Genomic DNA, 25270 nt, shown 5'->3' on the forward strand with positions numbered 1-25270 from the left:
CTAGCTTCGTCGGCAGCGTCAGATGTGTATAAGAGACAGGTATTATGTAAACAATTTAAATGGAGAAGTAATGCGCCGTTAGTAATAGAGTTTATCCCGCTATTTGCCGGGAAGTAAAACTCCCACCTCAAAACTCGGCTGGGGCAAAGAAGTTAGGTGGGAGTGGGGCTGGACCGATTGGTGAGGGCTGATAATCAGTGGGGATGAACATAACCCACATTGATTAAAGTATTACTTTATAAAAATAAGAACATCATATATTGATAAAAAGATGTAATTGTAGAATGATTCATATTAATATTAAAAGTAGTTATAGGTTGGCATAAAATTCAACTTGTAGTCTGTAGTAAAATGGAACGATTGAATTAAATAATAATTTATTTTTAATAAAGGTGTGAGATTAATGGATGAAACGCAAGTAATGGTTTATTTCAATCTGTCTGGAGATGAATTTCCAGTAGAGGTTGTTTCTGAAAGATTGCAAGTAAGCCCAACTAAAAGTTATAAAAAAGGGGACATAATTAGAAAAACAAACGAAACTGAAAACATAACAAGAAACTATACATCTTGGCAACTAAGTACAGGATATCAGGAATCATTAGATGTAGGAGATGTAATGGAGCAATTAATTCTAAAACTAAAAGATAAGTCAGCCATTATTAATGAACTAAAAAGAGAATTTGGATTAGAATGTAGATTCACTATTGTAATTAAAATAAATGATAGTCATACACCAGCTTTTCATTTAGATAATCCAGTAATTGATTTTGCTAACAGTATTAAAGCTGATTTTGATATTGATTTATATGCGAATCCTTATGTTGAGGAGATAAAGTAAAGTGCTAAGTAAAAAAACTCTTCTACAATAGTAGAAAAAGAATAACATAAACTACTATTTTATTGCAGCATACATAAAAAATCTCGATGTAAATATGGAAATGTCGTCGAATGCTATCTTTAATTGGTTAATTTGTGAGATATTTTTGTGAAGGAACTTATTTTATAAGAATAGAATTTAGTTTAGTAAGAAAACGTGCCTATGGTAGTGAAAAATATGGGTTAGGGGGACTTGAAATGAGGAAACTCAAAAGAGTAAATGTTCCTAATATACCAGAGCAACTATCACAACCTAGTGACAATCGTACTATAAATAAAAAGAAGTTAAGACGACTTATTTTAATGGTTCTTTTTATTGCAGTGACTACTTTATATGTTCAATATATTTTAACGAAACAGCAAGAGATAATAATGAATAAAAAAGATACGATTACAAATCAAAAGAAACAATTAGTTACATTAAAGAAGGATCAATCGTTTCTAAAGACTAACATTGAGAATTTAACGGATAATGAAGAGGAAATTTTGAAGTTTGCGAGAAAAGAGTACCAATTTTCTAAGTCAAATGAAACGATTTTCGTATTACCAAAGTAATGAAACAGTTAGCGTTGGCTAACTGTTTTTTATTTGTAAATGAAGTACGAAAACAGAAAAGCTAAATTTTTGCATGGTACAAGGAGTTCTAACATAATGTAAGATGTACAGTTGAAGCCATTACATCAATGGAATTCACAATTATCCATAATTATGGAATATGTGTAAAGATAAATGTTGTTAAAATTCTGATAATTTTATATAATATTCATAAGCGGATACATTTTTTAATGAACGTTGAGTTTATCGCTTGTACGACTATTAAGAAACCCGTTATCCTTGTATAAGAAAGGAAGATAGCTGTGTATGCTTCAAATACAATTTATGTCGTAGGGGATGCGAAAGCGCCTCAAAATAATCCCATTACGGAAAAGTTTAAAAGCTATTTTGTAGCTTTTGTACTTGTGAAGGAGACAGGGGAAATTGTAGATGCAGATTGCTCAGCGACAATTGCATTAACATCTCAATTCGTTAAATATTTATTTCTACATAAAAATATTAATGATCCAGCGCTAGTAACAGAAATAAAAGATCGTTATTTCGGTTCATCTCAAAAGGCATTATTAGTAGCGCTAAAAGATGCGCAAAAAAAATATAATCAGATTGCTGCTTTGTCTACTAAATCATAGACAAAATCCAGCCGTAAGGAAGTTCTTGCGGCTGGATTTTTTTATTGGACAACGAAAGGATGAGCGAAATGAAAATTACGGATATAAAGGTGAAGCGTCGTTGTGTAAAGCTTCATACTCCATTTAAAACCGCACTTCGTACCGTAACTGAAATTGAAAGTATCGATGTGTTTATTCATACAGATGAAGGAATTGTTGGAAAAGGAGCTGCGGCCGCAACACCGGTTATTACGGGAGATTTCGCTAGTGGGATTGAGGAAGCTATATTAGGGCCGCTGCGTTCATGTTTAATTGGTCAAGATATAATTCAATTTCAGCAGTTATTACAGCATATCCAAATGAGTTGTATAGGAAATACAAGTGCGAAAGCAGCGGTTGATATCGCTTTATATGATGTGTATTGCCAATATCAAAACGTTCCACTTTACGCATTATTAGGCGGTAAGAAAGAAATCTATACAGATATTACAGTAAGTGTAGATGATCCTATTATTATGGCAAAAGAGGCAAAGCAACATGTAGAAAAAGGATTTCAAACTTTAAAAATTAAAGTTGGTAAATCTGTGCATTTAGATTTAGAGCGTATTGAGGCGATTCGAAATAGCGTACCAAAAAATACAACGTTACGATTAGATGCAAACCAAGGATGGAATCCAAAAGAAGCGGTTTCTATTGTTAAAGAGATGGAAAATCGTAATTTAAATATAGAATTCATTGAACAACCAGTTCACGCGAAAGATTTGGATGGATTAAAGTACGTAAAAGAAAATGTACAAACGCCTATTATGGCTGATGAAAGTATATTTTCAGCAAGTGACGCATTAAAACTCGTGCAAGGAAGCTATGCGGACTTAATCAATATTAAATTAATGAAATGCGGTGGTATACGTGAAGCGTGGCGTATTGCAGATATTGCAGAAGCGGCAGGTGTGAAATGTATGGTTGGCAGCATGATGGAATCTTCACTTTCCGTTAGTGCTGTAGCACACTTAGCTGCTGCACATCCAAATATTTATTATTTCGATCTTGATGCACCGCTATGGTTAATGGAAGAACCGGAAGGAATGACTTACTCCGGCTCAAAGGTAAACCTTCATTCTAAAGTGAATATGTAATCTTAGAAAAAATGACTAGTAACTTATCTTTTAAGGAGGATATATATGAAAAAAGTAGGAACTGCATTATTAACAACTTTATTTATATTTTCATCGTTTACATCGGCAAATGCTGAAGAGAAGAAAGATAGCAAAGCGTTTATAGATGTATCTGCCGCAACGTTATGGACTGCACCTGATTCGTTACGGCCAATTGATGCACCGAGTGCAACAAATCCAGTTGATTTATGGAAGTGGACGAAATCAATGACGCTTGATGAAAAACTATGGTTAACAAATGTAAATAAATTAGAAACGCAAGCACTACTCGGTCAAGAAGTAACGGTTGTTGATAAGAAAGGTGACTGGGTAAAAGTGTTAGTACACGGACAGCCGACACCGCGAAATGAAGAAGGTTATCCGGGATGGATGCCGGAAAAACAATTAACGTATAATCAAGAGTTTGCAGATAAAACAAACGAACCGTTCGTATTAGTAACGAAACCGACCGCAATTTTATATATAAATCCTTCTGAAAAACAAAAAGCACTTGAAGTTAGCTATAATACGCGACTGCCGCTACTAAGTGAAGATACCATTTCATACCGCGTATTGTTGCCAAATGGACAGAAAGCATGGCTACGAAAAAATGATGGAGCGGTTTACCGTTCTCAAGATGATATTCCAACACCGACAGCCGATGATTTAATCAACACAGGGAAAATGTTTTTAGGTTTACCATATATATGGGCTGGTACAAGTGGGTTTGGATTTGATTGCTCTGGATTCACACACACGATTTATAAATCGCACGGTATTACAATACCGCGCGATTCTGGACCGCAATCAAGAGCGGGGGTTGCCGTTAATAAAGAAAACTTACAAAAAGGAGACTTAATCTTCTTTGCGCATGATCAAGGGAAAGGTAGTGTCCATCACGTTGGGATGTATATTGGTGATGGTAATATGATTCACTCACCAAGAGCTGAAAGATCAGTTGAAATAATCCCGTTAAATACACCAGGATATATAGAAGAATACGCGGGTGCTCGCCGTTACTTACCGTAAAAAATAGAGGGGGTTTGGAAATGAAAAAGGTAGTTCGCTACTCGTTAGTTAGTACTCTATTAGTTGCTTCATTTTTAGTTGGTTGCGCAAAAGAAAAAACAGCTACAAAGTCGAAAGATGAGAAAAAAGTATTGCAGCTACTAGAAACGGGTGAAATTCCATCATTACATTCAGGGAAAGTAACAGATGCGGTATCATTTAACGTTTTGAATAACGTAATGGAAGGGCTATTCCGATTATCGAAAAATGATGAAGTAATTGAAGCCGGAGCGCAAAAATATGAGGTTAGTAAGGATGGAAAGACTTATACATTTCATTTACGTGATGCGAAATGGTCTAACGGAGATCCAGTAACGGCTCACGATTACGTATATGCTTGGAAGCAGCTTATTAATCCAGATACAGCTTCTCAATATGCATATATTGCGTATGATGTGAAAAATGCGGAGAAAATAAATAAGAAACAACTAGGATTAGATGAATTAGGAGTAAAAGCAAAGGATGATAAAACATTTGTCGTAGAGCTGGAACATCCTGTACCGTATTTTACGAAACTACTCATTTTGCCATCTTTCTATCCGATTAATGAAAAATATGCGAAAGAGCAAGGTGATAAATACGGATTAGAAGCAAATAAAACGGTATATAATGGACCGTTTACATTATCAGAATGGAAACATGAAGCTAGCTTTACAATGAAGAAAAATGATAAGTATTGGGATAAACAAGAAGTGAAGCTAGATGAAGTAAACTATCAAATTGTTAAAGAAATTTCGACTGCGGTAAATTTATATGAAACAAATAAGGTTGATAGAGCGGTCATTTCTACAGAATTTGTAGATAAATATAAAACGAATAAGGAACTGAAACAATATACAGATCCAGTCATGTATTTCTTCCGTTTCAATGAAAATGTACCGATTCTTAAAAATAAAAATGCGCGTCTGGCACTAAGTACAGTGTTTGATAAGAAGGGCCTTGCGACTTCATTTTTAAATGATGGTTCTGTTGCTGCAAATTACTATGTACCAAAAGGTTTTTTAAAAGGTCCAGACAAGAAAGACTTTAGAAGTACAGCAGGCGAATTTAATAAGACAGACGTAAAACTGGCAAAAGAATATTGGGAAAAGGCAAAGCAAGAAACAGGAACGAATGAAGTAACGCTTGAGTTATTAAACTATGACTTAGAAAACTTTAAAAAAGTAGGCGAATATATTAAAGAACAGCTTGAGAAAAACTTACCTGGGCTTAAAGTAAATGTGAAATTACAACCACATACGCAAAAACTAGCGTTAGAGAAGAAAAAAGAATATGAAATGTCGTTATCACGCTGGTTACCTGATTATCCAGATCCAATGACTTATTTAGAAGTATTCCTTTCAGGAAGTACTGTAAATAATACAGGGTATGCAAATCCAGAATATGATGCGTTAATTAAGAAGATTAAAACTGAATTAGGTAACGATGAAAAAGCACGTTGGAAAGCACTGCAAGATACTGAAAAAATGCTTCTGGATGATGCAGTAATTGCACCGGTATTCCAGCGCGGTCTATCTTACTTACAAAAACCATATGTGAAAGACTTATATGTGCATCAATTCGGTCCAGCTACAAGCTTAAAATGGGCAGATGTACAAAAATAAAGTGATGGAGAAACAGACTTCACGTATGTGGTGGTCTGTTTTTTTTTATGTAATACATAATCGGATGAATTATAGACATTTCATTTGTTTTTTCGACGTTTAAAAATAAAATTATTACTAAAATTCCAGTGTGAAATTTATGTAGAATCTTGTATAATTAACGTGTTTCTATGGAAACATTTGCTTGCGCTATTTGTATAGGACTTAATAGAACAAGGAAGGAAATACATACATGTATATAATAGATAAATAGAATGGAACATGTATAGAGAAAAAGGAGAGAAAAGATGACGTGTCAAAAACAAGGGTTACAATTTAATAGTAATGGAATGAGGAATATTTAATGAAGATGAAGCATGCTTTCGGACCAATTATTTTAGCCTGTGTACTTTTTTTCATTGTATTGCTTATTCCGTCTAAAAGTTTAGTATCGCTAATTAGTGATAAAAAGATAGAAGATGCGGCAACGTCCTTACAAAAAGAAAAACTACAAAGTGTTTTCTTACAACAGAAAATGTTAGAGAATTCGCAGTATTTACCGATGTACGGTTCATCTGAATTTTTACGAATGGATGCATACCATCCATCTAACTATTTCAAAGTAAATCCAGCAGGTTTTACACCATTTTTAATTGGAACTGGCGGTACGCAAAGTTTAGCTCATATTTTAAATATGACGTCTACAATGGATGATTTGGAAGGTAAAAAAGTCGTTTTTGTTCTTTCGCCACAATGGTTTACAAAAACGGGTGTATCACAAGGAGATTTTACTAATAATTTCTCCAAACAACAAGCATATCATTTTATTTTTAATGATGACATTAAACCTGAAATGAAGAAGCAGATCGCGAAACGACTATTAGATTATAAAGTTGTTCAAAAAGATGATATATTAAAAAATTCATTAGAAGGTATTGTTTATAATGATACGAAACATAACATAAAAGCAGGTCTAGCCAAACCACTTGCTTATATGTACCGAAACATTTTAGATCATAGAGATTTATTTAATTCTTTATTTAAGATTGAACCGATGAAAGAGAAAACAAATATGGGACTACGTTCAATTTCTTGGGAGAATGCACGTAAACATGCGGAACAAGAAGGGCAAGCGGAGTCTACTACAAATACATTTGGAATTGAAAACCCGTATTACTATAAACATAATTTAAAGAAAAAATTAAAAGGCCTAAAAAATTTTAGAGCAAATGAATCGTATGATGAATCACCAGAATATGATGACTTACAAATTGTTTTAGATCTTTTCAAAGAAAAAAATGTTAAGCCACTCTTTATCTCTGTACCTGTAAATGGACCTTGGTATGATTACGCTGGTTTCCCGAAAGAACGCCGTGAAGTGTATTATACAAAGGTTAGAGAGCAAGTTGAGAAAGCAGGGTATCCAGTAGTCGATTTCTCTAGCCATGAATATGATAAGTATTTCTTAAAAGATACGATTCATCTAGGCTGGAAAGGCTGGATCTATTTTGATGAAGCTGTGCAGAAGTTTTACTCTGAGAAATAACAACTTAGAAACAGGAACGGCTATGAGCTGTTCCTGTTTTTTAATAAAGAGGATTTTGATGTGGGCAATTCGGAAATGCGTGTATATCTTGAATTTGTCTGAAATCATAATGTTTCATCGCGAACTGAGATTGGTAAAGGTATTCATACACATATAATTGGCCATCATGTGCTGAACATAATACCCCAGCAGTTCCTTGCCCATTCATGAAGGAAATGCCGATAGGGCGTCCAATTAAGTATGGTATTTTTTGTTGCCAGTGCATTGGGGAAATCACTCCTTTTTGGGATAATATACGAAAGGAATGCCTAAATTGTTGCTTATCCATGTAAATATGGGGGCTTTTCATACAATTTCTAGAAGGTGTTATTAGGAGTGGGTTATAAATGGCAGACTTGAAGCATAAAGAGGAAATAATACAATTTTTAATACATAATCAAGCCTATAATAAAAACCGCTATAATTCTGAATGAATTTTTAGCGGCTTTCTTATTATCTTAAGCAAGTTTTTTACGTTTTTTTGTCCACTTTTTTATTACGAAATATAAAAGAATAAGTACGACGCCACCGATAGCGAACGATTTCACATACGGTCCAGCAATATCATTAATATTCTCCCAGTTTTCACCTAGTTTTTCACCTAAATAAATAAAAATAATAGACCAAGGGATGATTGCAAGTGCCGTTAATGTAGTGAAACGTAGTAATGGCATTTTTGTAATACCAGCAGGGATTGAAATCGCATGACGCACTACCGGAATGAAGCGAGCTGTGAAAATTACGCCAGTTCCGTAACGATTAAACCAATCTTCGGCAGCATCGATTTGTTTTTTATGAATGAAAATATATTTTCCATAACGTTCTAATATAGGGCGTCCACCGTATCGTCCAATCCAATAAATAAAGATTTGAGCAATAACGCCGCCAATGGTACCAAATACAACTGCACCAATAAATGAGATGCTACCATTGAATACTAAGTATCCTGCATAAGCGAGAACAATTTCACTTGGAATAATCTCGATCATTAGTCCAAGCATAATGCCCCAATAACCTAATCCTTCAAAAAACGTTAATACTGAGTGAATAAAACTACTTAACATTGTTGCACCTTCTAATGTATGGATTTTTGAATATACGCCCTTTTACTTAATTACATAAAAGGTTCACTATGTGTAGATTATACCTTATTTATATAGGGGATTGCTATTTCAATTCTTTTATGTCTCGTATAAGTATTATAGTAAAGGATATAAATTGCGTTTTCATGAAGAAATAATGAAAAGTTCATTAAAAATTTCTCATATATTAATGAAAAAAGACTGAAGATTAAGTATAATTATATAGGCTTTAATTTACAAAATAGGAGGAGAATGTATGCGTGTTGCAGATCCGATTTATGGTCTAATCTCTATTCATGATAGAGATATCCTTCAATTGATAGATACAAAAGCATTTCAAAGGTTGGCATATATTAAACAACAAGGACATACTTATTTTTTACATGAGAACGCAATACATACGAGGGAAGAACATTCGATAGGTGTATATGTACTAGTAAATAAAGTGATCGAACACCTTACTGAGATTGGTGATATACATTTATCGAAATATGAACGAAAGCTAGTATCTACTGTAGCTCTTCTACATGATGTTGGACATGGTCCGTATTCACATTGTTTTCAGCAAATATCAGGTGAAGATCATGGTGAGTGGACGATACGAATCATTCAGGAGGATGAAAAAATACACGCGATTTTAAACCAAACTCCTGGATTATTAGATGATGTAACGAAAGCTTTAACAGAAGATGGAGTTTTTCCAATTATAGATGAACTATTATTTAATTCATTAGGAATGGATCAATTAGATTTTTGGAATAGAGATTTATATTATTCCTCGCTTGAATTCGAGTGCTTACGAATAGAAGGATTGATTGCTAGTATGCGTTTTATTAACGGTAAACTTGTTATTGCAGAACAAGGAATCCCATACATTGAACAACTAATGAAAATGAAAGAAGGGCTTTACAATAATGGCTTTGGCCATCCGTTTGTAGTAGGGAAAGATTTATTGTTGCAATCCATATTTCAAAAGATAAAGGAGAAAAATCTTTCGTTCCATACTCCTGAGCTACAAAATTTCTTTTATAAAAGAAAGAAGATAGAGGACTTTCTTCCATTACAAGATGAAATGATTATAAATGAAATAAAGTGCTTTGCAAAATCAGATGACATAGAAATAGCAGCATTAATCTATCTTTATTTCTCAGCAACTAAAAGTTTGTCATTTGAAAAAGGAAAAGAGGGCGATTATAAAAAGGAAAATAGCACCGCAGTGGTAATAACTGAGAAAAAGGCTTACAGTTCATACGTAGGTGGTATTTATGTGTATAGTGAGGGGCAGCTAGATGACATTTTAGAAAAATCGAATTTTATTCAAGAGATAGTAAAATTGCCTAAAAAAGAATATGCGTATTTTTTTTAATTAGGTGTAGTAATTTGAAATGTAGATGAGGTGAAAATATGGATTGGCATGAACGTTTATTACAAATAGATGATTTATCAATTATATTAGAATGGTATAACAATGAAGAGTTACATAATATAGCAGATGTGAAATCATTTAAGCGATATACAATTGAAGAGCTTCGGCAGTATTGGACTGAAAAATTGTCGCGGTCTTATGCGAGCTATCATGTAATAGTAGTAGAAGATGAAGTAATAGGGAGAGTCGGATTAAAAAAGAAGAAATATGAAGATGCGTACGTGATGGAATACTCTATCCTCATTGGTGTTTCGAATTTATATTCAAAAGGGCTTGGAACGGAGATTACAAAGTATTTTATTAGTAAATCATTTTTAAATCCTGATATAGAAGCTGTTGTATTACAAGTTAGGGAAGATAATAAGAGGGCCATTCGTTGTTATGAGAAAGCTGGATTTAAAAAAGAAAAATCATATATAGAGAATCAAGTGAAAGTGTATGATATGCACAGAGTTAAGAAAGAAGAAACAATATAGAAAAATACACGCAGTTAATTCGGAATATAATGTTAATTTAGGGGGATGAAATACATGAAACATAAAATTGCTGTACTGGCAGATGTACATGGAAATGCAACTGCTTTAAAAGCAGTTATCGAAGATTCTTTGAAAGAAGGTGTGACTGATTATTGGTTTTTAGGAGATTTAATTATGCCTGGTCCTGGATCGAATGATTTATTTGAAATGTTAGATAGTGTTAACGTTGATACTTATGTACAAGGAAACTGGGAAGATAGCTTTCTTGACGTTCTTAATAAAAACATTGATATTGATAACGCAACCGATATTTATGTTTCTAGATTAGTTCAGTATCAATGTGAAAACTTGGATAAAAACTATATTAATCATATTAAAAATTTACCATTACATATAACAAAACAGGTTAATGATTTATCAATAAGTATTAGTCATAATCTACAAAATAAAAATTACGGAGGGGATTTATGGCCCACTAATAATCAAGAACAGTTTGATCGGTTATTTGATTGTGATTATGATATTGCGATTTACGCTCATACCCACCATCAATTGTTGCGCTATAGTAGCAATGATCAATTAATTATTAACCCAGGAACAGTTGGACAACCTTTTTACAAGTGGAATAAGCTAAACTCTGACTTACGTGATCAGTATGCAATTCTTGAAATTGATGAGGCAGGGATTACTGATGTGAGGTTTAAAAAGGTTTTTTACGATGTAGAAAAGGAATATAAAAATGCCACTAATAAAAATCTTCCTTATATTGATTTATACCGTGAGCTGCTAGAGACAGGAAAAACTCATACGCATGATATTGAATTATTACAAGAAATTAATGATAAATATAATTATAAAAATGAAGTAATTAAGTTTATCGAGAAAATCTGATAGGAATTTAATAGAAAGAAATGAACATTGTTGAATGTTAGGTTAGTAATGATTTTTACATAATCAAGAGCTATTGTAGAACGAAACTTAAATGTAAAATGATTTGTGTAGTTTATATTGATTGAAAACAAGCATCCCCCTGTCATATACGTAGGACAGGGGGATGCTTGTTTTTTACGGTTTCACATCTAAGTTTTGTAAAAATAACGTTGCTGTTACGTAACGTTTCGCTAACATTTGTACATATGCGGTATGTACAGAAAGGGTCGCAATAATAATAGCGTTACGAATTGCTTCGCGTTGTTCGTTATTAATTTGATCGAACTTGCTTGCGATTTTATCAGCTTTTTCTTTTACGATATTTTCAATTGTATGAACGGTATCTGTTGCATTTAATTGTAAGCAATTCCCTTGATTGAGTTCTTCAAATAGAGAAGAGTATGCTACATATAAATGAACAGGATTGATTAAATCATCACTTCGATCGGCTGGGTCATTTACAATAAGGCGTAATAGCTTACGAATGGATTCAAAATCAAGTGCTGTTTTTAAATCTTCGACAATAAATAGTAAGGCTGCTTGTTCAATTGAATATTTTTTCCCTTTTTGAGGAGAGCCAATCATTTCTTTTATATCTCGTTTCACCCAGTTTTGCATCGCAGTTACAGAGAAACTTGTGTTTTCAATCTGATTACCAAGTGCAACAATTTCATTTAAAGAAAAACCAACGTCCGTATCGTCAATCTTAATTAGTTTTTCGAAAATAGGTGAAAGTGCGGTAGTAATAAAAGCAGTTACGCTTTGTCCGCTTTCAATATCTTTTTTATGCGACTTTGCCCAAGCTTCTTGTAAAATACCGAGAGGTTTTTTCGTATTCCATCCTCTAAGTGATAGAAGGAGGGTTGCCATTTCGTTTCGTGTGAGATGAAATGTTTCCATCTTTTCACCTCCAAAATAATAAAAAGTTCTTATGAACTTATAATATGTTTTGTTTCATTTAAAGTCAATTCTGTTTTTGCTTAATTTTTCCTTTGTCATGAAACTGTAAGAAGTAAATAATACTTGCATATTTAGACAAAAGTTCATATAATAAGTTCATAAGAACCTTTAAAATGTTCTTAAAAACAAATCTATCATTCTAAATTTACAAGAAAGATAGATTTCACATATATCTATATAAAAGGAGAATGGATATAATATGTTGAAAAAACTTGTAGCAGTAATGACAGCATTCATGGTTATCTTTGGAGCTAGTAGCTTCATGTTTGTAGATCACGCAGCAGCGAAGAGTTACAAATCTGGTAAAAAATCATTTACACCAAGTTCAGGTCAAAAGTCAAAAGTTGATTTAAACAAAAAAGACTCAAACGTGAATTCTCAAAAAACGAATCCAGATTCAAAAACAAAAGCAGCAAACACAGCGCCAAAAAGTAATAAAGGAAGCTTTATGAAAGGTTTATTACTAGGTGGTCTTGGTGGTTTACTAATGGGTAGCTTATTTGCAAATATGGGAGCTCTTGGTTCTGTATTAGCGTTTATGGTAAATATGTTAGTAATGGCTGGTATCGTAATGTTAGCAGTTCGTGCATTTAAATACTTCAAAGATCAACGTAAGAAAAAGGCAGATGAAGTAGCATGGAAACAATAAAAATTTCTGAGCAAGAGCTTATAAATGCGCTTTGCGTATATATCGCTGAAAAAAGACAAGTGGGTCCAGAAGAAGTATTAGTTGAACTAATGTATGATGATGAGTATGGTTTCTCTGCTGAAGTAGAGGTAAATGGTCGTCAACAAATTTTAATTCAAGCGAACTTAATCGAGGCACTACGCTTATTACTTGACAGAGAATACAATGTCAATTCATTCGCAGCAAGATTACAACTTGAATTAGATGATGAAGAAGGCATTTATGCATTAGCGAAATTTAATAACTCGGATGAGTAGTGAAAAGAGCTGTTGAGAGTAATCTCAGCAGCTCTTTTTAGTATGTGCATATGTGGTGGAATAATCACGCCAAATTTCATTCATCTTTCGTCTACCAGCATCAATCATTGGATTAAACTGAATCGCAGCATGATGGCGTACGGTGTGAACATGTTGGATTGCTTGTTGTAAGTGTTGTTCAACTGAATTTGATTTTATATTAGCTTGTTTTACGATTGAATATCCAGCGACACTCCCTTGCGCCATCGCGATTTTCCCACTTTCAATCCCAGTAATATTTCCGGCTACAAATAAACCTGGAAGAGAGGTTTCCATTGTTTCGGAATGAAGAGGGACGTGTCCACCTAATTCTGGGATGTAATGGAAAGGGCATCCAGCTACAGCAGCAAGCTCAGCAAGCGGATATAAACCTCCAGCGATACAAACGAAATCTGCCTCATATATCTTCTCTGATCCATTCATAATGTTTCCTTTAGAATCAATAGTAGCAACACGAACACCTTCAACTTGATCTGTTCCAATAATTTCAAGTGCAGCTTTCCGAAGATGAAGTGGTGTCCCGTTTATTTTCATTCCGTTATTTGGATAGAAGTTTAAGCTGGCTTTTCGAATCCAATCATATTTCATAAAACGGCTACCTATACGCAAAAAAGCAGAAGGAGCGAGATGAGCTGCATTTAAAAGGGAGTTCAAAACTTCTTCTGGTTCACCAGCTTTTTGGCTTAACTCACTTTTTTCAGGAAGTACGATATGATCCACTTTAATTCCAGCTAATTGCAATTCATTTAAAATGGCGAATGATAAAATGTTAGCACCAATAATGATTCCTTTTTTTCCGACTTGCACGCGATGAACATTTGTCATAACTTGAGCCGCTCCAATTGACATAACTCCTGGAAGTGTCCAGCCAGGAAGGGGGATAGAATACTCCGCAGCGCCAGTAGCAATTAATACGAACGGAGCTTCTAACGTACCGATATTTGTATGTACGAACCAAGAACTATCATCTTTATCTAAATTATAGACGGAAACACCGCACCGAATATCGACTGACAGTGATTCGGCTTCTTCGTAAAGACGTTTTGCTTCTTTAATTCCGTTCCACCATTCTCCAGTAGGCTCTTGATGTAACTGTCCTAACAATCTCCCGCCAGGTTTCATAAATTCATCAATAACAAGTACGTTAAGTCCAAAACGTGCACAAGAGATGGAAGCTGATAATCCTGCCGGCCCTGCACCAATAATAATTACATCGATCATCGCTTTTTCACCATCTCTCTCACGATATTTGAATGCTGTTTTCCGCTTTCAACAATCATATCGTTTTCTACAACTGTTAAGCATGCGCGTACATTCGTTTGATTATTTACTGTCACACGGCATTCTGAACAATGACCGATATTACAATAAATACCTCGCGGGTTCCCGCTATCTTCATGTACGCGTAGCGTTCGTATTCCATTTGCTAGCAGGGCAGCAGCAATTGTTTCATGCTCATATGCTTCATATTGTTGCCCGTTAAATTGAAAAGTGATGCGCTGACTATTATGTAAACTACCTAAAATAGGGTGATGTGTAATTCTACTCATTTATTATCACCCACCGCTCCAAAGGTAACAGCACGTATTGGTGGTTGATATTTTAACGGTATTTCATTAGGAGTTACGTCAGGATTTGCACTTTCAATCATTCGATCTAACATCATTCTACATGTGCGGCCACCGCAAAATCCCATACCGGCACGTGTTCTTAGTTTTAATTCTCTTGCCGAGCATTTATATTCAGCAATTGTCGATTGAAGTTGTCCGTATGTAACCTCTTCACAACGACAAACAATTAAGTTCTCTTTATTCGTCATATGTATTCCTCCTCTAGTTCGGTTTGCACAAATTATAATGCAAAAACTATGCCAATATAGAGGAGTTAAGAATTATCCCGCATTAACGGGCAGTAAGACCCCACCGCAAAATCCAGCGAAAGTAAAGAAGTTAGGAGGGGGATCAACTGTCCGTAAAAGCCTGATTGGTGAGGGCTGATAATCAAGTGGGGATGAACAAAACCACCACTGATTAATGCTTCACTTTATTGTAACCCAAGTTTTTTTAAACGATTATATAAAGTGGCTCGCGTTACCCCAAGTTGTTTCGCACATTCTAATTTATTCCCCTTTAAAATGTGTAAAGCTCTTTCAATTACTTTTTTCTCATGCTCATCCATCTCTTCTTGTAAAGAAAGAATCGTATGATTATTGCTGAGTAATAGGGAATGAGACGTATGATTGTCTATAGTATCATTTGTATGAAATGGTAAATATTCTTGTTTTATAATACCGTCTGTCGCAAATACGACGAGTCTCTCAACTACATTTCGAAGTTCACGAATATTACCAGGCCAATCGTAATGAAGTAGTTCATGCATAATGCTTGAAGGTAAGTCACGAATAGGTCTGTTATAGTTAATCGAAAAATCGTTTAAGAAAGAGTATGTTAATTCAATAATATCTTCTCGTCTTTCTCGCAGCGGTGGAATCTGTAAGCTAACTACATTTAAACGATAGTATAAATCTTCTCGGAAAGTTCCTTTTCGCATTTCTTCTTGTAAATCACGATTTGTAGCAGCGATAATACGGAAATCAATATTTATTTCTTTCTCTCCACCAACTCGATAATACTTTCTTTCTTGCAATACACGTAAAAGTTTCACTTGCATATCGAGAGGCATTTCACCTATTTCATCAAGGAACAAAGTACCACCTTGAGCGAGCTCTATTTTACCTTTTTTTCCTTTACTATTCGCTCCAGAAAACGCCCCACGTTCATATCCGAATAATTCACTTTCAAATAAAGCTTCTGGAATTGCGCCGCAGTTAATTGAAATGAAAGGCGCCTTTGCTACCTCACTTGCTTCATGTATTGCTTTCGCAAATACTTCTTTTCCGACACCGCTTTCGCCGAGTATTAAAACGGTTGATTTCACTGAACAGACCTTTCTAGCTAATTGAATAGTCCTTTGTATAACAGGGCTTTTTCCATTCATCGCGAGGAAAGGATCGGATGTATCTTTATATTTTGCTACTTCTTGCTCTAATCGGTGCATTTCATGTGACATATTAAATAGTTTTTCATTCAATACAACTTGATTTGTCACATCTGTTTCTGAAACGACTGCTCCTATAATTTCATCGTTACAGTAAACGGGGTTTGAATTTATTAATACGAACAAATCAGGACGAGGCTGATGGAATTGAGCGATTATACTTTTTCCGTCATGCAATGATTGCAAGATTTCCAAGTCTTTATAATCAAAAAAACGAGTAATTGGTTGTCCAATAATTTCATTATGATTAACCGAAAAGATTTTTTCAGCACCATCTGTCCACGTACGGACACATTCTTTTTCATCAATGACTGTAACAGAAGAATCAGTCGTTTGAATTACAGTGTTATAAAAAGATTGTAGCTCAGTGTAAGACTTATAAAGAAACGGAATCATTTGCTGAGCCGTTATACAACATATTGGCTCTTCGTTTTTGTTAATGATGACAACGGCTAATGCATGTGAAAGTGCATCAATTAAAGTAGTGAACGAGTCGTCCTCATATATATAGCCGCAACTATATTCTTCTGTAGTAGAAGGGAGGTAATAAAATGTCCCATCTACTTTGTTAATGTGTTTCATGCTACTTGTACAATCGATAGACAAAATTTTCATAAACTCTTTGATTGTTGGAAATGAAAATGTCATAGCGTCCTCCTGATATGTATAAAAATTTAGACAGTGATAAAAAAATAATACACCTATTTACGATAAATTTAAAATATTTTTACAAATAAAAATATTATTTATAAAAAGTGTATATATGTAGAGTTGGCACGTCAATTGCATAAAAGAAAATGAGAGATGTAAGTGAAAGGAGGGGTGTTTTGTGAGGCACTGTGACGTTTTAATAATAGGTGGTGGAATTATAGGATGTTCTATTGCATATTACACTTCAAAATACGGAAGAGACGTAACAATCATTGAAAAAGGTGAGTTTGTCAGTGGGACGTCTTCACGGTGTGACGGAAACATTTTGGCGATTGATAAAGACCCAGGGTTTGATAGTCAAATGTCATTAGTAAGTCAAAAATTAGTAACAGATTTAAGTGAGGAGTTGGAGCACTCATTTGAATATAGGGCGCCAGGAAGTATTCTAGTCTGTGAATCAGACGAAGAGATGGAGGCAGCGCAGCAATGGGTGAATCGTCAAAAAGATGCTGGGTTACCGTTTCGAATGCTTGATAGGCAAGATATAAGAGAGGAATCACCATTTTTTGCGGATGATTTATTGGGTGGTTTAGAATGCGCAACTGATTCTACTGTAAATCCATATCTCCTTGCATTTTCACTTTTAGCAGAGTCGAAAAAAATGGGTGCGAAAGCGATTAATCATACAGAAGTAAAAGAAATGAAAAGAGATATAGACGGCTCCTTTATTGTAGAAACGACAAATGGGACGTTTACTGCGAAGCAAATTGTGAACGCAGCCGGTGTGTGGGCTCCTAAAATCGGGCAGATGTTAGATGTAAATATTCCAATCGAACCGAGAAAAGGGCATATTATTGTAGCCTCAAGGCAACAACATGTAGGTTGCCGTAAAGTAATGGAATTTGGTTATTTAATTTCTAAATTTGGCGGAAAACGAAAAGTGGATGCTTTAACTGAAAAATACGGGGTAGCTCTTGTATTTGAACCGACAGAAAGCCAAAATTTTTTAATTGGTAGTAGTCGAGAGTTTGTAGGATTTCATACGAGAATTAACAACGAGGTTATTAAATGCATTGCGAACAGAGCAATTCGTTTTTATCCGAAAATGGCAGATATGATGGTGATTCGTTCATATGCCGGCTTACGTCCGTGGACAGAAGATCATTTGCCAATTATTTCACGAGTGGATCATATTCCAAATTATTATATTGCAGCTGGACATGAAGGTGATGGAATTAGTCTTGCGGCAGTTACTGGGAAAGTGATTGAAGAGTTATTAAATGAAAAAGAAACAATTATTCCTATTGAACCACTTCGTTTGAGTCGTTTTACAGAAAGGGTGTTAAACGGATGAGGTCACAAAAAGTCTTTACGACGATTGATACACATACGGGCGGGAATCCAACGAGGACATTAATTAGCGGACTTCCTAAGTTAATTGGAGAGACGATGGCAGAGAAGATGTTACATATGAAAAAGGAATATGACTGGATTCGCAAATTGTTAATGAATGAGCCGCGTGGTCATGATGTAATGTCTGGAGCATTGTTAACAGATCCGTGTCATCCTGAAGCTGATATAGGCGTTATATACATAGAGACAGGTGGATATTTACCGATGTGTGGTCACGATACAATTGGTGTGTGTACAGCTTTAATTGAATCAGGTTTAATTCCAATAGTTGAACCGATTACTTCTTTAAAGCTTGATACACCAGCCGGCTTAGTTGAAGTGGATATTACTGTTCAAAATGGAAAGGCGAAAGAAGTTTCATTCTGTAACATACCAGCTTTTTTACTGAAAAATATTACTGTACAAGTCGAAGGAATTGGAACTGTAGAGGCTGACATTGCGTATGGAGGGAATTTTTATGCCATTATCGATGCGAAGTCAGTAGGTTTAGAGTTAGTACCAGAAAATGCATCCATAATTATTGATAAGGCGATTCATATTCGAAACACAATAAATGAGAAGTTTGAAATTATTCATCCAGAGTATTCGTTTATAAAAGGATTAACACATGTTGAATTTTATACAGATCCTACTCATAAAAGTGCGCATGTGAAAAATACAGTTGTTGTTCCGCCAGGAGGAATTGATCGATCTCCATGTGGTACAGGAACATCAGCGAAGTTAGCTGTATTATACGCTCATAAAAAAATCGACATCGATGAAGAATTTGTTCATGAGAGTATTGTAGGTTCACTATTTAAAGGATGTGTCATGAATACAACATATGTAGAAAATATTGAAGCGGTAGTAACAAAGATTACCGGCTCAGCTTGGCTTATGGGGATGCATAGATTTTTCTACAATGAAAAGGATCCACTGAAAGAAGGCTTTTTGCTAATTCCGCCGATGGAACATGAAACGGAGGATGTAAAATGAACATTCAAAAAATGTATACAGCAGTAGATGTGCACGTAGCTGGCGAAGCGTTTCGTGTAATAAAGGACGTACCATGCAAATACTACTACAGTTTAGAACATTTAAATGAACAATTTTCAGGCGAATTAGCAGAAGAAATGCAGCTTTTATTAAATGAACCACGTGGTTTTATTGGGTTAAATGGATGTATTGTCGTTCCTTCTATTCATAAGGAAGTGGATGCAGCTGTGTTATTTTTTAATCATGAAGGAACCATTCCTCTTCATTATGGAGGTATTGTCGCAGTAATAACGATGTTACTAGAAAGTGGATATTTAAAAAAGAGAGAGTCTAATCAATACAAAATTGAAACACTATCTGGAATATTTTCAGTCCATGCCTATGTAGTGGATGATGAAGTGATATCGGTGTCGTTTGAAAGTAAACTATGTTATATGGTTGAGAAAGATTTGAAGATTGGTAATATACGTTACTCTCTTATACAGGCTGATAAAGTATATGCAGTTGTAGAAAAGGATACGTATTCACCAGAAATTGGTATTAAAAATATTTCTGAATTAAAGAAATGGGGGGAAGCTACACTTCAAGCGATACAAAAACAGTCGCTTATAAAAAGACTTATTTTAGTAGATTCTTCGCAAACAGAAGAGAAACATATAAAGTCGATTACATTTCATGAAGATAACTTTATTGTCCGTTCTCCGGGCTTTGTTTCTACTATTGTGTCCTATGTACATGCGTTATTTAATAATGAGTATATAACGGATAAACCTTTTAAAAATGAAAGCATATTTAATAGCTTTATAACAGTAGAAAAAGTGAAGAAAGAAGAACTAGGATATATTTTCCGTTTTGAGAGTAGAGGTTTTATTACAGGGATGCAGACGTTTCTATTAGACCCTACTGATCCATTTCCAACAGGTTTTTTATTAAAATAAAATGTTAAAGGGAGAGATAAATATGCAAAAAATTAAAGGGGCATTTCCAGTATTAATAACACCAATGGATGAATTTCAAGAGATTGATTGGAAAGGTGTAAAACAAAACGTAAACTACTTTATTGAGCAAAAGATAGCTGGAATTATTATTAATGGAAGTACAGGGGAGTTTGTTAGTTTATCAAAAGAAGAACGATTTAACATGGTAGAAACAGTATTAAAAGAAGTCGATGGCCGTATTCCAGTCATTGTTGGAACTGCAGCAGAAACGACGAAAGAAACGATTGAATATACGAAACATGCAGAAGCACACGGAGCGGATTGCGCATTAATTATAAACTCTTACTATTGTAAACCGAAGGAAGAGGAAATTTATTTTCATTTTAAAGAAATCTCAAACGCTGTAAATATACCAATTATGTTATACAATAATCCATTTACTTCTGGTGTTGATATGAGTACAGAGTTAATGCTTCGAATTGGAAAAGAGTGTGAAAATGTTACACATATTAAAGAGTCTAGTGGAGATATTCGTAAAGCAAGAGATTTAGTAAGACAAGGCGAAGGTGCTTTTCAAGTTTTCTGCGGATCTGAAGATTTAGTTATGGAGTCTTATCTAGTTGGTGCCTCGGGATGGGTTTCAGTTGCAGGAAATATCGTACCAGGACTCGTTACGAAAATGTATGAGCATTTTCAAAATGGTGAATTAGAAAAAGCATGGGAGATAAACGATGCGATTTTACCTCTTTGTGAATTTCTTGAAGGATCAGGGAAATATGTACAAATTGTTAAACGGTCAATGGAATTACACGGGCAAGTTGGAGGACCTTCTCGTTATCCGAGATTAGGATTAACTGAAGTAGAAGATCAAAAGCTTCAAACGATATTATCCGAAATCGCAGCTCATGCAGCTGTTTAAATAGGGAGGCGTGTATATATGTTAACGACAAACATTGAGCTAAAACCAAAAGTAAAAGCGTTTTTAAATGAAGAGATTAGAATGTTTATTAATGGTGAATTTGTTCCTTCTATTAGCGGGAAGACGTTTGAAACATATAATCCAGCAACAGAGGATGTTCTAGCTGTCGTATGTGAAGCACAAGAAGAAGATATTGATGTCGCAGTAAAAGCTGCGAGATTGGCCTTTGAATCAGGCCCTTGGACAGAAATGACTACTGCTGAAAGAGCACATCTTATATATAAACTAGCGGATTTAATTGAAGAACATAAAGAAGAATTAGCACAGCTAGAAGCATTAGATAATGGAAAACCATATCAAGTAGCACTTGAAGATGATATTGCAGCGACGGTTGAAAACTACCGTTATTATGCAGGTTGGGCTACAAAAATTATCGGACAAACAATTCCGATTTCAAAAGATTACTTAAATTACACACGCCATGAACCAGTTGGTGTTGTAGGTCAAATTATTCCGTGGAATTTTCCGCTCGTTATGTCTTCTTGGAAAATGGGAGCTGCACTTGCAACTGGTTGTACGATTGTATTAAAACCTGCAGAACAAACACCTTTATCGTTGCTATATACAGCAAAACTTTTTAAAGAAGCTGGTTTTCCAAACGGTGTTGTAAACTTTGTACCAGGTTTTGGCCCTGAAGCAGGAGCTGCGATAGTGAATCATCATGATATTAATAAAGTTGCTTTTACAGGATCCACTGTTACGGGAAAATATATTATGCGTCAATCTGCAGAAACAATTAAACATGTAACGTTAGAGCTTGGTGGTAAGTCACCAAATATCATTTTAGAAGATGCTGATTTAGAAGAAGCGATTAATGGTGCATTCCAAGGGATTATGTATAATCATGGCCAAAATTGTAGTGCGGGATCCCGCGTATTCGTTCATCGGAAGCATTATGAAACGGTAGTAGAAGAGTTAGTAAAAAGGGCAAATAATATTAAACTTGGAGCTGGGATGGAAACTGATACAGAAATGGGGCCACTCGTATCTAAAAAACAACAAGAGCGTGTGCTGCATTATATTGAACAAGGAAAGAAGGAAGGTGCTACTGTTGCAGCTGGTGGTGAACGTGCATTTGAAAAAGGCTATTTTGTTCAGCCAACCGTATTCACAAATGTTACTGATGATATGACAATTGTTAAGGAAGAAATCTTTGGACCGGTTGTCGTTGTACTTCCATTCGATTCAACAGAAGAGGTAATCGAAAGGGCAAATCACTCTTCATATGGACTTGCAGCAGGCGTATGGACACAAAATATTAAAACAGGACATCAAGTTGCCAATAAATTAAAGGCAGGAACAGTATGGATTAATGATTATAACTTAGAAAATGCAGCTGCACCATTTGGTGGATATAAGCAATCTGGTATTGGGCGCGAACTAGGTTCCTATGCGCTTGATAATTATACAGAAGTGAAGAGCGTTTGGGTAAATATTAAGTGAAAAACTAGTTTGTGAGAGTCTTGCAGACGATGAATAGTGAGATAAAAGAATGATGAAATAGTATGAGAAGCGGACAACTGGAATGTGGGATAAAGGTTGTCCGTTTTCTTATATGAAAATTACTTTTTCAAAAGAATGATAAGGGGGATTTGGATGGAAAAGTTAGTAGAGTGGTTAGTGGGGCAAGTATGGAGTATAGGTTTAGTTGTTTTCGCATTAGGAGCAGGAGTGTATTTTACCATTGCGACTCGTTTTTTACAGATTCGTTATTTTAAAGAGATGATTAAGCTACTTTTTGAAGGGAAAAGTTCAGAGACTGGAATATCATCCTTCCAAGCATTTTGTTTGGCTCTATCAGGAAGGGTTGGAATAGGTAATATCGCAGGGGTAGCAACAGCAATAGCTTTTGGGGGACCGGGCGCTGTATTTTGGATGTGGGTGATGGCACTTTTAGGAGCCGCTAGCGCATTTGTTGAATCAACATTATCTCAAGTATATAAAAGTAAAGTAGGAAATGAATATCGTGGTGGTACACCATATTTCATTGAGAAAGGTTTAAAAATGAAATGGTTTGCAGTCATTGTAGCGGTAGTTGTAACACTTTCATACGGCGTTTTATTACCAGGTATTCAATCGAGTAGTATCGCTGTTGGATTTGAAAACTCTAACGGTATTAGTAAATATGTAACAGGTATATTTTTAGTTGTGTTACTAGCAGCGATTATTTTTGGGGGAGTAAAAAGAATTGCTGGTGTGTCACAAATGTTAGTACCTTTTATGGCAATTGGCTATGTAATTGTTACATGCATCATTTTAATTGCAAATGTAACAGAAATTCCAAGTATGTTTGCTTTAATTTTCTCAAGTGCATTTGGTGTAAATGAAATGTTTGGCGGGATCGTTGGTGCAGCAATTGCATGGGGTGTAAAGCGAGCGGTGTTTTCAAACGTTGCAGGTGTTGGAGAGGCAACATATAGTTCGGCTGCTGCAGAAGTATCGCATCCTGCAAAACAAGGGTTAGTTCAAGCGTTTTCTGTATATATCGATACGATTGTAGTTTGTACAGCGACAGCGCTTATGATATTAATAACAGGTATGTACAATGTTATACCTGAAGGGAAAAGTGCAATTGTACAAAATATAGGCAAGGTAGAAGCAGGTCCTATTTATACACAACAAGCAGTTGAAACTGTTATGACTGGATTTGGTCCAATATTTATTTCAATCGCAATCTTCTTCTTCGCATTTACAACTTTGCTTGCTTATTACTATATCGCAGAAACGACTCTCACTTATTTAGATCGTGGATTGAAATATGGATGGTTAAAACCAGTTTTAAAAATTGGATTTTTAATTATGGTATACATCGGTAGCGTAGAATCAGCTTCACTTTTATGGAATCTTGGAGATTTAGGAATCGGTAGTATGGCATGGTTAAACCTTATTGCAATCCTATTATTAAGCAAAACCGCATTAAAAGTGTTAAAAGATTATGAGGCGCAGAAAAAAGAAGGGAAAGATCCAGTATTTGATCCTAAAAAAGTAGGAATGGAAGGTTTAACGATTTGGGAAGAGCGAAGTAAAGAGGGAGAAAGGAAAAGTTCTAAAGAAAAAATGTCGGTGGATGATGGGCTGAAACTGTAAACGTGTAAATTTAAAAGTTTAATAAACTGAAAATTCTTTCTATTTTTAAAGTGAGTATTTGTATATATCATTCATTTTATCTCATACTAAAGTAAGTGTAAATAAAATGAATGGAGGATATACGATGGAAAATCAACAATTTGGCTCTATAAATGATGTATTACTTCATTACAAAGAAGGTATTGGGAATTTCACACAACAAATTCCTGAAATTGCAGAAACCTATAACGCTTTTACACAAGCGTGTTTTCAGGAGGGTGCATTAACTAAAAGAGAAAAACAGCTTATTGCATTAGGGATTAGTTTAGCAACACAAGACGAATATTGTACGATTTATCATACAAAGGGATGTATTGACCAAGGATGTTCTGATAAAGAAATTTTAGAAGCTTGTGGTGTTTCGACCGCGTTTGCTGGCGGAGCTGCAATGAGTCAAGCAGTAACTTTAGTACAAGAGTGTATGGTGGAATTAAAAAATCAAAGTCATTAAACTAGAAAACCCTCCTTAAAATATTATTTTAAGGAGGGTTTTCTAGTTTATCCTAATTTTTTTGAAAAAGTTTCAATTGCTTCATATAGTCGATAGCTTTTGTTTTATTTCTTTGCTTAGAAACATATTGTGCCTCGTTTAAATGTCTATAATAATTTTTAAATATTTCTTCAGAAAGAATTCCATCAGACATGGCTTTTTTAACCGCGCATTGTGGTTCATTTGTATGTGAACAGTTAGAAAATTTACATTTCCTAGAGATATCAACTATATCTTCATATCCAATATTTAAGTTACCTTCATGATTTATTAAGTCAAATCCTATTTTACTAATAAGTAATCCCTCCACTTTTAAATGAGTTTTTTAGAAGCATACTTACAAATTGTATCGTT

At 34.8% G+C, this 25270-nt stretch carries 27 protein-coding genes; 19 read left to right on the forward strand and 8 right to left on the reverse strand.

The genetic code is table 11. The annotated features are described in order from the left end of the window. Nucleotides 1–403: 403 nt before the first annotated feature. The 7 genes from JDS92_RS16385 (at nt 404) to dltD (ending at nt 7390) form a co-directional block, all read left to right on the forward strand. Nucleotides 404–838 (forward strand): DUF4279 domain-containing protein, encoded by a 435-nt coding sequence (locus tag JDS92_RS16385; protein WP_000344619.1) that lies wholly within the window; start codon nt 404–406, stop codon nt 836–838. Nucleotides 839–1074: 236 nt separating this feature from the next. Next, the gene (locus tag JDS92_RS16390) at nt 1075–1431 is read left to right on the forward strand and encodes an FtsB family cell division protein (RefSeq protein ID WP_087969910.1); all 357 of its coding nucleotides are present in this window, start codon (nt 1075–1077) and stop codon (nt 1429–1431) included. Between the two features lie 302 nt (nt 1432–1733). Then, a complete protein-coding gene (locus tag JDS92_RS16395; RefSeq protein WP_087969909.1) occupies nt 1734–2060 on the forward strand; it encodes a DUF3870 domain-containing protein in 327 nt (108 codons plus the stop codon). Nucleotides 2061–2128: 68 nt separating this feature from the next. Then, nucleotides 2129–3175 (forward strand): dipeptide epimerase, encoded by a 1047-nt coding sequence (locus tag JDS92_RS16400; RefSeq protein ID WP_000704543.1) that lies wholly within the window; start codon nt 2129–2131, stop codon nt 3173–3175. A 45-nt stretch (nt 3176–3220) separates the two neighbouring features. Beyond that, nucleotides 3221–4222, forward strand: a complete 1002-nt coding sequence (locus JDS92_RS16405) for a C40 family peptidase (protein WP_199632162.1) — start codon at nt 3221–3223, stop codon at nt 4220–4222. Between the two features lie 20 nt (nt 4223–4242). Then, a complete protein-coding gene (locus JDS92_RS16410; protein WP_087969907.1) occupies nt 4243–5865 on the forward strand; it encodes a peptide ABC transporter substrate-binding protein in 1623 nt (540 codons plus the stop codon). 343 nt (nt 5866–6208) lie between these two features. After that, on the forward strand, nt 6209–7390 hold the full coding sequence (dltD, locus tag JDS92_RS16415) for a D-alanyl-lipoteichoic acid biosynthesis protein DltD (RefSeq protein WP_000782332.1): 1182 nt from the start codon (nt 6209–6211) through the stop codon (nt 7388–7390). A 40-nt stretch (nt 7391–7430) separates the two neighbouring features. Here the strand turns inward: dltD and JDS92_RS16420 are convergent, their stop codons facing one another. Then, a complete protein-coding gene (locus JDS92_RS16420) occupies nt 7431–7655 on the reverse strand; it encodes a hypothetical protein (RefSeq protein WP_199632163.1) in 225 nt (74 codons plus the stop codon). 232 nt (nt 7656–7887) lie between these two features. Then, a complete protein-coding gene (uptA, locus tag JDS92_RS16425; RefSeq protein WP_000952907.1) occupies nt 7888–8493 on the reverse strand; it encodes an undecaprenyl phosphate transporter UptA in 606 nt (201 codons plus the stop codon). A gap of 274 nt (nt 8494–8767) precedes the next feature. Here uptA and JDS92_RS16430 point away from each other — a divergent pair, with 274 nt between their 5' ends. Genes JDS92_RS16430 through JDS92_RS16440 form a run of 3 tightly spaced genes read left to right on the forward strand, consistent with a single transcriptional unit; the run spans nt 8768 to nt 11304 of the window. Next, nucleotides 8768–9877, forward strand: coding sequence for an HD domain-containing protein (locus JDS92_RS16430; RefSeq protein WP_199632164.1), 1110 nt, complete (start codon nt 8768–8770; stop codon nt 9875–9877). Between the two features lie 38 nt (nt 9878–9915). Then, nucleotides 9916–10413, forward strand: a complete 498-nt coding sequence (locus JDS92_RS16435) for a GNAT family N-acetyltransferase (protein ID WP_199632165.1) — start codon at nt 9916–9918, stop codon at nt 10411–10413. A 54-nt stretch (nt 10414–10467) separates the two neighbouring features. After that, a complete protein-coding gene (locus tag JDS92_RS16440; protein WP_199632166.1) occupies nt 10468–11304 on the forward strand; it encodes a metallophosphoesterase family protein in 837 nt (278 codons plus the stop codon). 174 nt (nt 11305–11478) lie between these two features. Here JDS92_RS16440 and JDS92_RS16445 read toward each other — a convergent pair whose 3' ends face one another. Further along, on the reverse strand, nt 11479–12243 hold the full coding sequence (locus tag JDS92_RS16445; RefSeq protein WP_000447231.1) for a DUF1836 domain-containing protein: 765 nt from the start codon (nt 12241–12243) through the stop codon (nt 11479–11481). A gap of 259 nt (nt 12244–12502) precedes the next feature. Here JDS92_RS16445 and JDS92_RS16450 point away from each other — a divergent pair, with 259 nt between their 5' ends. Beyond that, nucleotides 12503–12952 (forward strand): hypothetical protein, encoded by a 450-nt coding sequence (locus JDS92_RS16450; protein WP_000914475.1) that lies wholly within the window; start codon nt 12503–12505, stop codon nt 12950–12952. Continuing rightward, nucleotides 12940–13248, forward strand: coding sequence for a YxcD family protein (locus JDS92_RS16455; protein ID WP_000447764.1), 309 nt, complete (start codon nt 12940–12942; stop codon nt 13246–13248). The genes JDS92_RS16450 and JDS92_RS16455 overlap by 13 nt, the downstream gene beginning before the upstream one ends. Before the next feature lie 24 nt (nt 13249–13272). Here JDS92_RS16455 and JDS92_RS16460 read toward each other — a convergent pair whose 3' ends face one another. The 4 genes from JDS92_RS16460 to JDS92_RS16475 all read right to left on the reverse strand — a co-directional run bounded on the left by JDS92_RS16460 (nt 13273) and on the right by JDS92_RS16475 (nt 16992). Then, a complete protein-coding gene (locus JDS92_RS16460) occupies nt 13273–14508 on the reverse strand; it encodes an NAD(P)/FAD-dependent oxidoreductase (protein ID WP_000567616.1) in 1236 nt (411 codons plus the stop codon). Next, nucleotides 14505–14837, reverse strand: coding sequence for a (2Fe-2S)-binding protein (locus JDS92_RS16465; protein ID WP_199632167.1), 333 nt, complete (start codon nt 14835–14837; stop codon nt 14505–14507). The genes JDS92_RS16460 and JDS92_RS16465 overlap by 4 nt, the downstream gene beginning before the upstream one ends. After that, nucleotides 14834–15106, reverse strand: coding sequence for a (2Fe-2S)-binding protein (locus JDS92_RS16470; RefSeq protein WP_000182286.1), 273 nt, complete (start codon nt 15104–15106; stop codon nt 14834–14836). Before JDS92_RS16470 ends, JDS92_RS16465 begins: the two co-directional genes overlap by 4 nt. A 224-nt stretch (nt 15107–15330) precedes the next feature. After that, a complete protein-coding gene (locus tag JDS92_RS16475; RefSeq protein WP_199632168.1) occupies nt 15331–16992 on the reverse strand; it encodes a sigma-54 interaction domain-containing protein in 1662 nt (553 codons plus the stop codon). 181 nt (nt 16993–17173) lie between these two features. Between JDS92_RS16475 and JDS92_RS16480 the strand changes: the two genes are divergently transcribed. The 7 genes from JDS92_RS16480 (at nt 17174) to JDS92_RS16510 (ending at nt 24877) form a co-directional block, all read left to right on the forward strand. Then, complete coding sequence (locus JDS92_RS16480) at nt 17174–18349, forward strand: NAD(P)/FAD-dependent oxidoreductase (RefSeq protein ID WP_001215237.1); 1176 nt, start codon at nt 17174–17176, stop codon at nt 18347–18349. Beyond that, a complete protein-coding gene (locus JDS92_RS16485; RefSeq protein WP_016108577.1) occupies nt 18346–19383 on the forward strand; it encodes a proline racemase family protein in 1038 nt (345 codons plus the stop codon). Before JDS92_RS16480 ends, JDS92_RS16485 begins: the two co-directional genes overlap by 4 nt. Next, nucleotides 19380–20321 carry a proline racemase family protein gene (locus JDS92_RS16490; RefSeq protein WP_087969898.1) on the forward strand — a complete coding sequence of 314 codons (942 nt, stop codon included), beginning with the start codon at nt 19380–19382 and terminating at the stop codon, nt 20319–20321. Before JDS92_RS16485 ends, JDS92_RS16490 begins: the two co-directional genes overlap by 4 nt. Nucleotides 20322–20343: 22 nt before the next feature. After that, nucleotides 20344–21240 (forward strand): 4-hydroxy-tetrahydrodipicolinate synthase, encoded by an 897-nt coding sequence (gene dapA / locus JDS92_RS16495; RefSeq protein ID WP_098711346.1) that lies wholly within the window; start codon nt 20344–20346, stop codon nt 21238–21240. An 18-nt stretch (nt 21241–21258) separates the two neighbouring features. Next, nucleotides 21259–22743 carry an aldehyde dehydrogenase family protein gene (locus tag JDS92_RS16500; protein WP_098711345.1) on the forward strand — a complete coding sequence of 495 codons (1485 nt, stop codon included), beginning with the start codon at nt 21259–21261 and terminating at the stop codon, nt 22741–22743. Between the two features lie 153 nt (nt 22744–22896). Then, nucleotides 22897–24387: an alanine/glycine:cation symporter family protein gene (locus JDS92_RS16505; protein ID WP_199632169.1), complete on the forward strand. Its 1491-nt coding sequence runs from the start codon at nt 22897–22899 to the stop codon at nt 24385–24387. A 124-nt stretch (nt 24388–24511) separates the two neighbouring features. Next, nucleotides 24512–24877 carry a carboxymuconolactone decarboxylase family protein gene (locus JDS92_RS16510; protein ID WP_000431413.1) on the forward strand — a complete coding sequence of 122 codons (366 nt, stop codon included), beginning with the start codon at nt 24512–24514 and terminating at the stop codon, nt 24875–24877. Nucleotides 24878–24929: 52 nt separating this feature from the next. On the opposite strand, the gene JDS92_RS16515 is transcribed toward JDS92_RS16510, so the two are convergent. Next, nucleotides 24930–25226 carry a ribosome small subunit-dependent GTPase A gene (locus JDS92_RS16515; RefSeq protein WP_000398687.1) on the reverse strand — a complete coding sequence of 99 codons (297 nt, stop codon included), beginning with the start codon at nt 25224–25226 and terminating at the stop codon, nt 24930–24932. Nucleotides 25227–25270 lie beyond the last annotated feature (44 nt).

Source organism: Bacillus cereus group sp. N12, from assembly GCF_016483575.1.
In the GTDB taxonomy this organism is placed as follows: Bacteria; Bacillota; Bacilli; order Bacillales; family Bacillaceae_G; genus Bacillus_A; species Bacillus_A toyonensis.

Excerpts from the sequence above, each read along its gene's own strand:
- JDS92_RS16490 (WP_087969898.1), top strand. The coding sequence starts at position 19,380 with ATGAACATTCAAAAAATGTATACAGCAGTAGATGTGCACGTAGCTGGC.
- JDS92_RS16420 (WP_199632163.1), bottom strand. The coding sequence starts at position 7,655 with ATGCACTGGCAACAAAAAATACCATACTTAATTGGACGCCCTATCGGC.
- JDS92_RS16505 (WP_199632169.1), top strand. The coding sequence starts at position 22,897 with ATGGAAAAGTTAGTAGAGTGGTTAGTGGGGCAAGTATGGAGTATAGGT.
- JDS92_RS16470 (WP_000182286.1), bottom strand. The coding sequence starts at position 15,106 with ATGACGAATAAAGAGAACTTAATTGTTTGTCGTTGTGAAGAGGTTACA.
- dltD (WP_000782332.1), top strand. The coding sequence starts at position 6,209 with ATGAAGATGAAGCATGCTTTCGGACCAATTATTTTAGCCTGTGTACTT.
- JDS92_RS16435 (WP_199632165.1), top strand. The coding sequence starts at position 9,916 with ATGGATTGGCATGAACGTTTATTACAAATAGATGATTTATCAATTATA.
- JDS92_RS16385 (WP_000344619.1), top strand. The coding sequence starts at position 404 with ATGGATGAAACGCAAGTAATGGTTTATTTCAATCTGTCTGGAGATGAA.
- JDS92_RS16445 (WP_000447231.1), bottom strand. The coding sequence starts at position 12,243 with ATGGAAACATTTCATCTCACACGAAACGAAATGGCAACCCTCCTTCTA.
- JDS92_RS16430 (WP_199632164.1), top strand. The coding sequence starts at position 8,768 with ATGCGTGTTGCAGATCCGATTTATGGTCTAATCTCTATTCATGATAGA.
- JDS92_RS16475 (WP_199632168.1), bottom strand. The coding sequence starts at position 16,992 with ATGACATTTTCATTTCCAACAATCAAAGAGTTTATGAAAATTTTGTCT.
- JDS92_RS16455 (WP_000447764.1), top strand. The coding sequence starts at position 12,940 with ATGGAAACAATAAAAATTTCTGAGCAAGAGCTTATAAATGCGCTTTGC.
- JDS92_RS16410 (WP_087969907.1), top strand. The coding sequence starts at position 4,243 with ATGAAAAAGGTAGTTCGCTACTCGTTAGTTAGTACTCTATTAGTTGCT.
- JDS92_RS16465 (WP_199632167.1), bottom strand. The coding sequence starts at position 14,837 with ATGAGTAGAATTACACATCACCCTATTTTAGGTAGTTTACATAATAGT.
- JDS92_RS16440 (WP_199632166.1), top strand. The coding sequence starts at position 10,468 with ATGAAACATAAAATTGCTGTACTGGCAGATGTACATGGAAATGCAACT.
- uptA (WP_000952907.1), bottom strand. The coding sequence starts at position 8,493 with ATGTTAAGTAGTTTTATTCACTCAGTATTAACGTTTTTTGAAGGATTA.
- dapA (WP_098711346.1), top strand. The coding sequence starts at position 20,344 with ATGCAAAAAATTAAAGGGGCATTTCCAGTATTAATAACACCAATGGAT.
- JDS92_RS16510 (WP_000431413.1), top strand. The coding sequence starts at position 24,512 with ATGGAAAATCAACAATTTGGCTCTATAAATGATGTATTACTTCATTAC.
- JDS92_RS16405 (WP_199632162.1), top strand. The coding sequence starts at position 3,221 with ATGAAAAAAGTAGGAACTGCATTATTAACAACTTTATTTATATTTTCA.
- JDS92_RS16390 (WP_087969910.1), top strand. The coding sequence starts at position 1,075 with ATGAGGAAACTCAAAAGAGTAAATGTTCCTAATATACCAGAGCAACTA.
- JDS92_RS16400 (WP_000704543.1), top strand. The coding sequence starts at position 2,129 with ATGAAAATTACGGATATAAAGGTGAAGCGTCGTTGTGTAAAGCTTCAT.
- JDS92_RS16460 (WP_000567616.1), bottom strand. The coding sequence starts at position 14,508 with ATGATCGATGTAATTATTATTGGTGCAGGGCCGGCAGGATTATCAGCT.
- JDS92_RS16450 (WP_000914475.1), top strand. The coding sequence starts at position 12,503 with ATGTTGAAAAAACTTGTAGCAGTAATGACAGCATTCATGGTTATCTTT.
- JDS92_RS16485 (WP_016108577.1), top strand. The coding sequence starts at position 18,346 with ATGAGGTCACAAAAAGTCTTTACGACGATTGATACACATACGGGCGGG.
- JDS92_RS16500 (WP_098711345.1), top strand. The coding sequence starts at position 21,259 with ATGTTAACGACAAACATTGAGCTAAAACCAAAAGTAAAAGCGTTTTTA.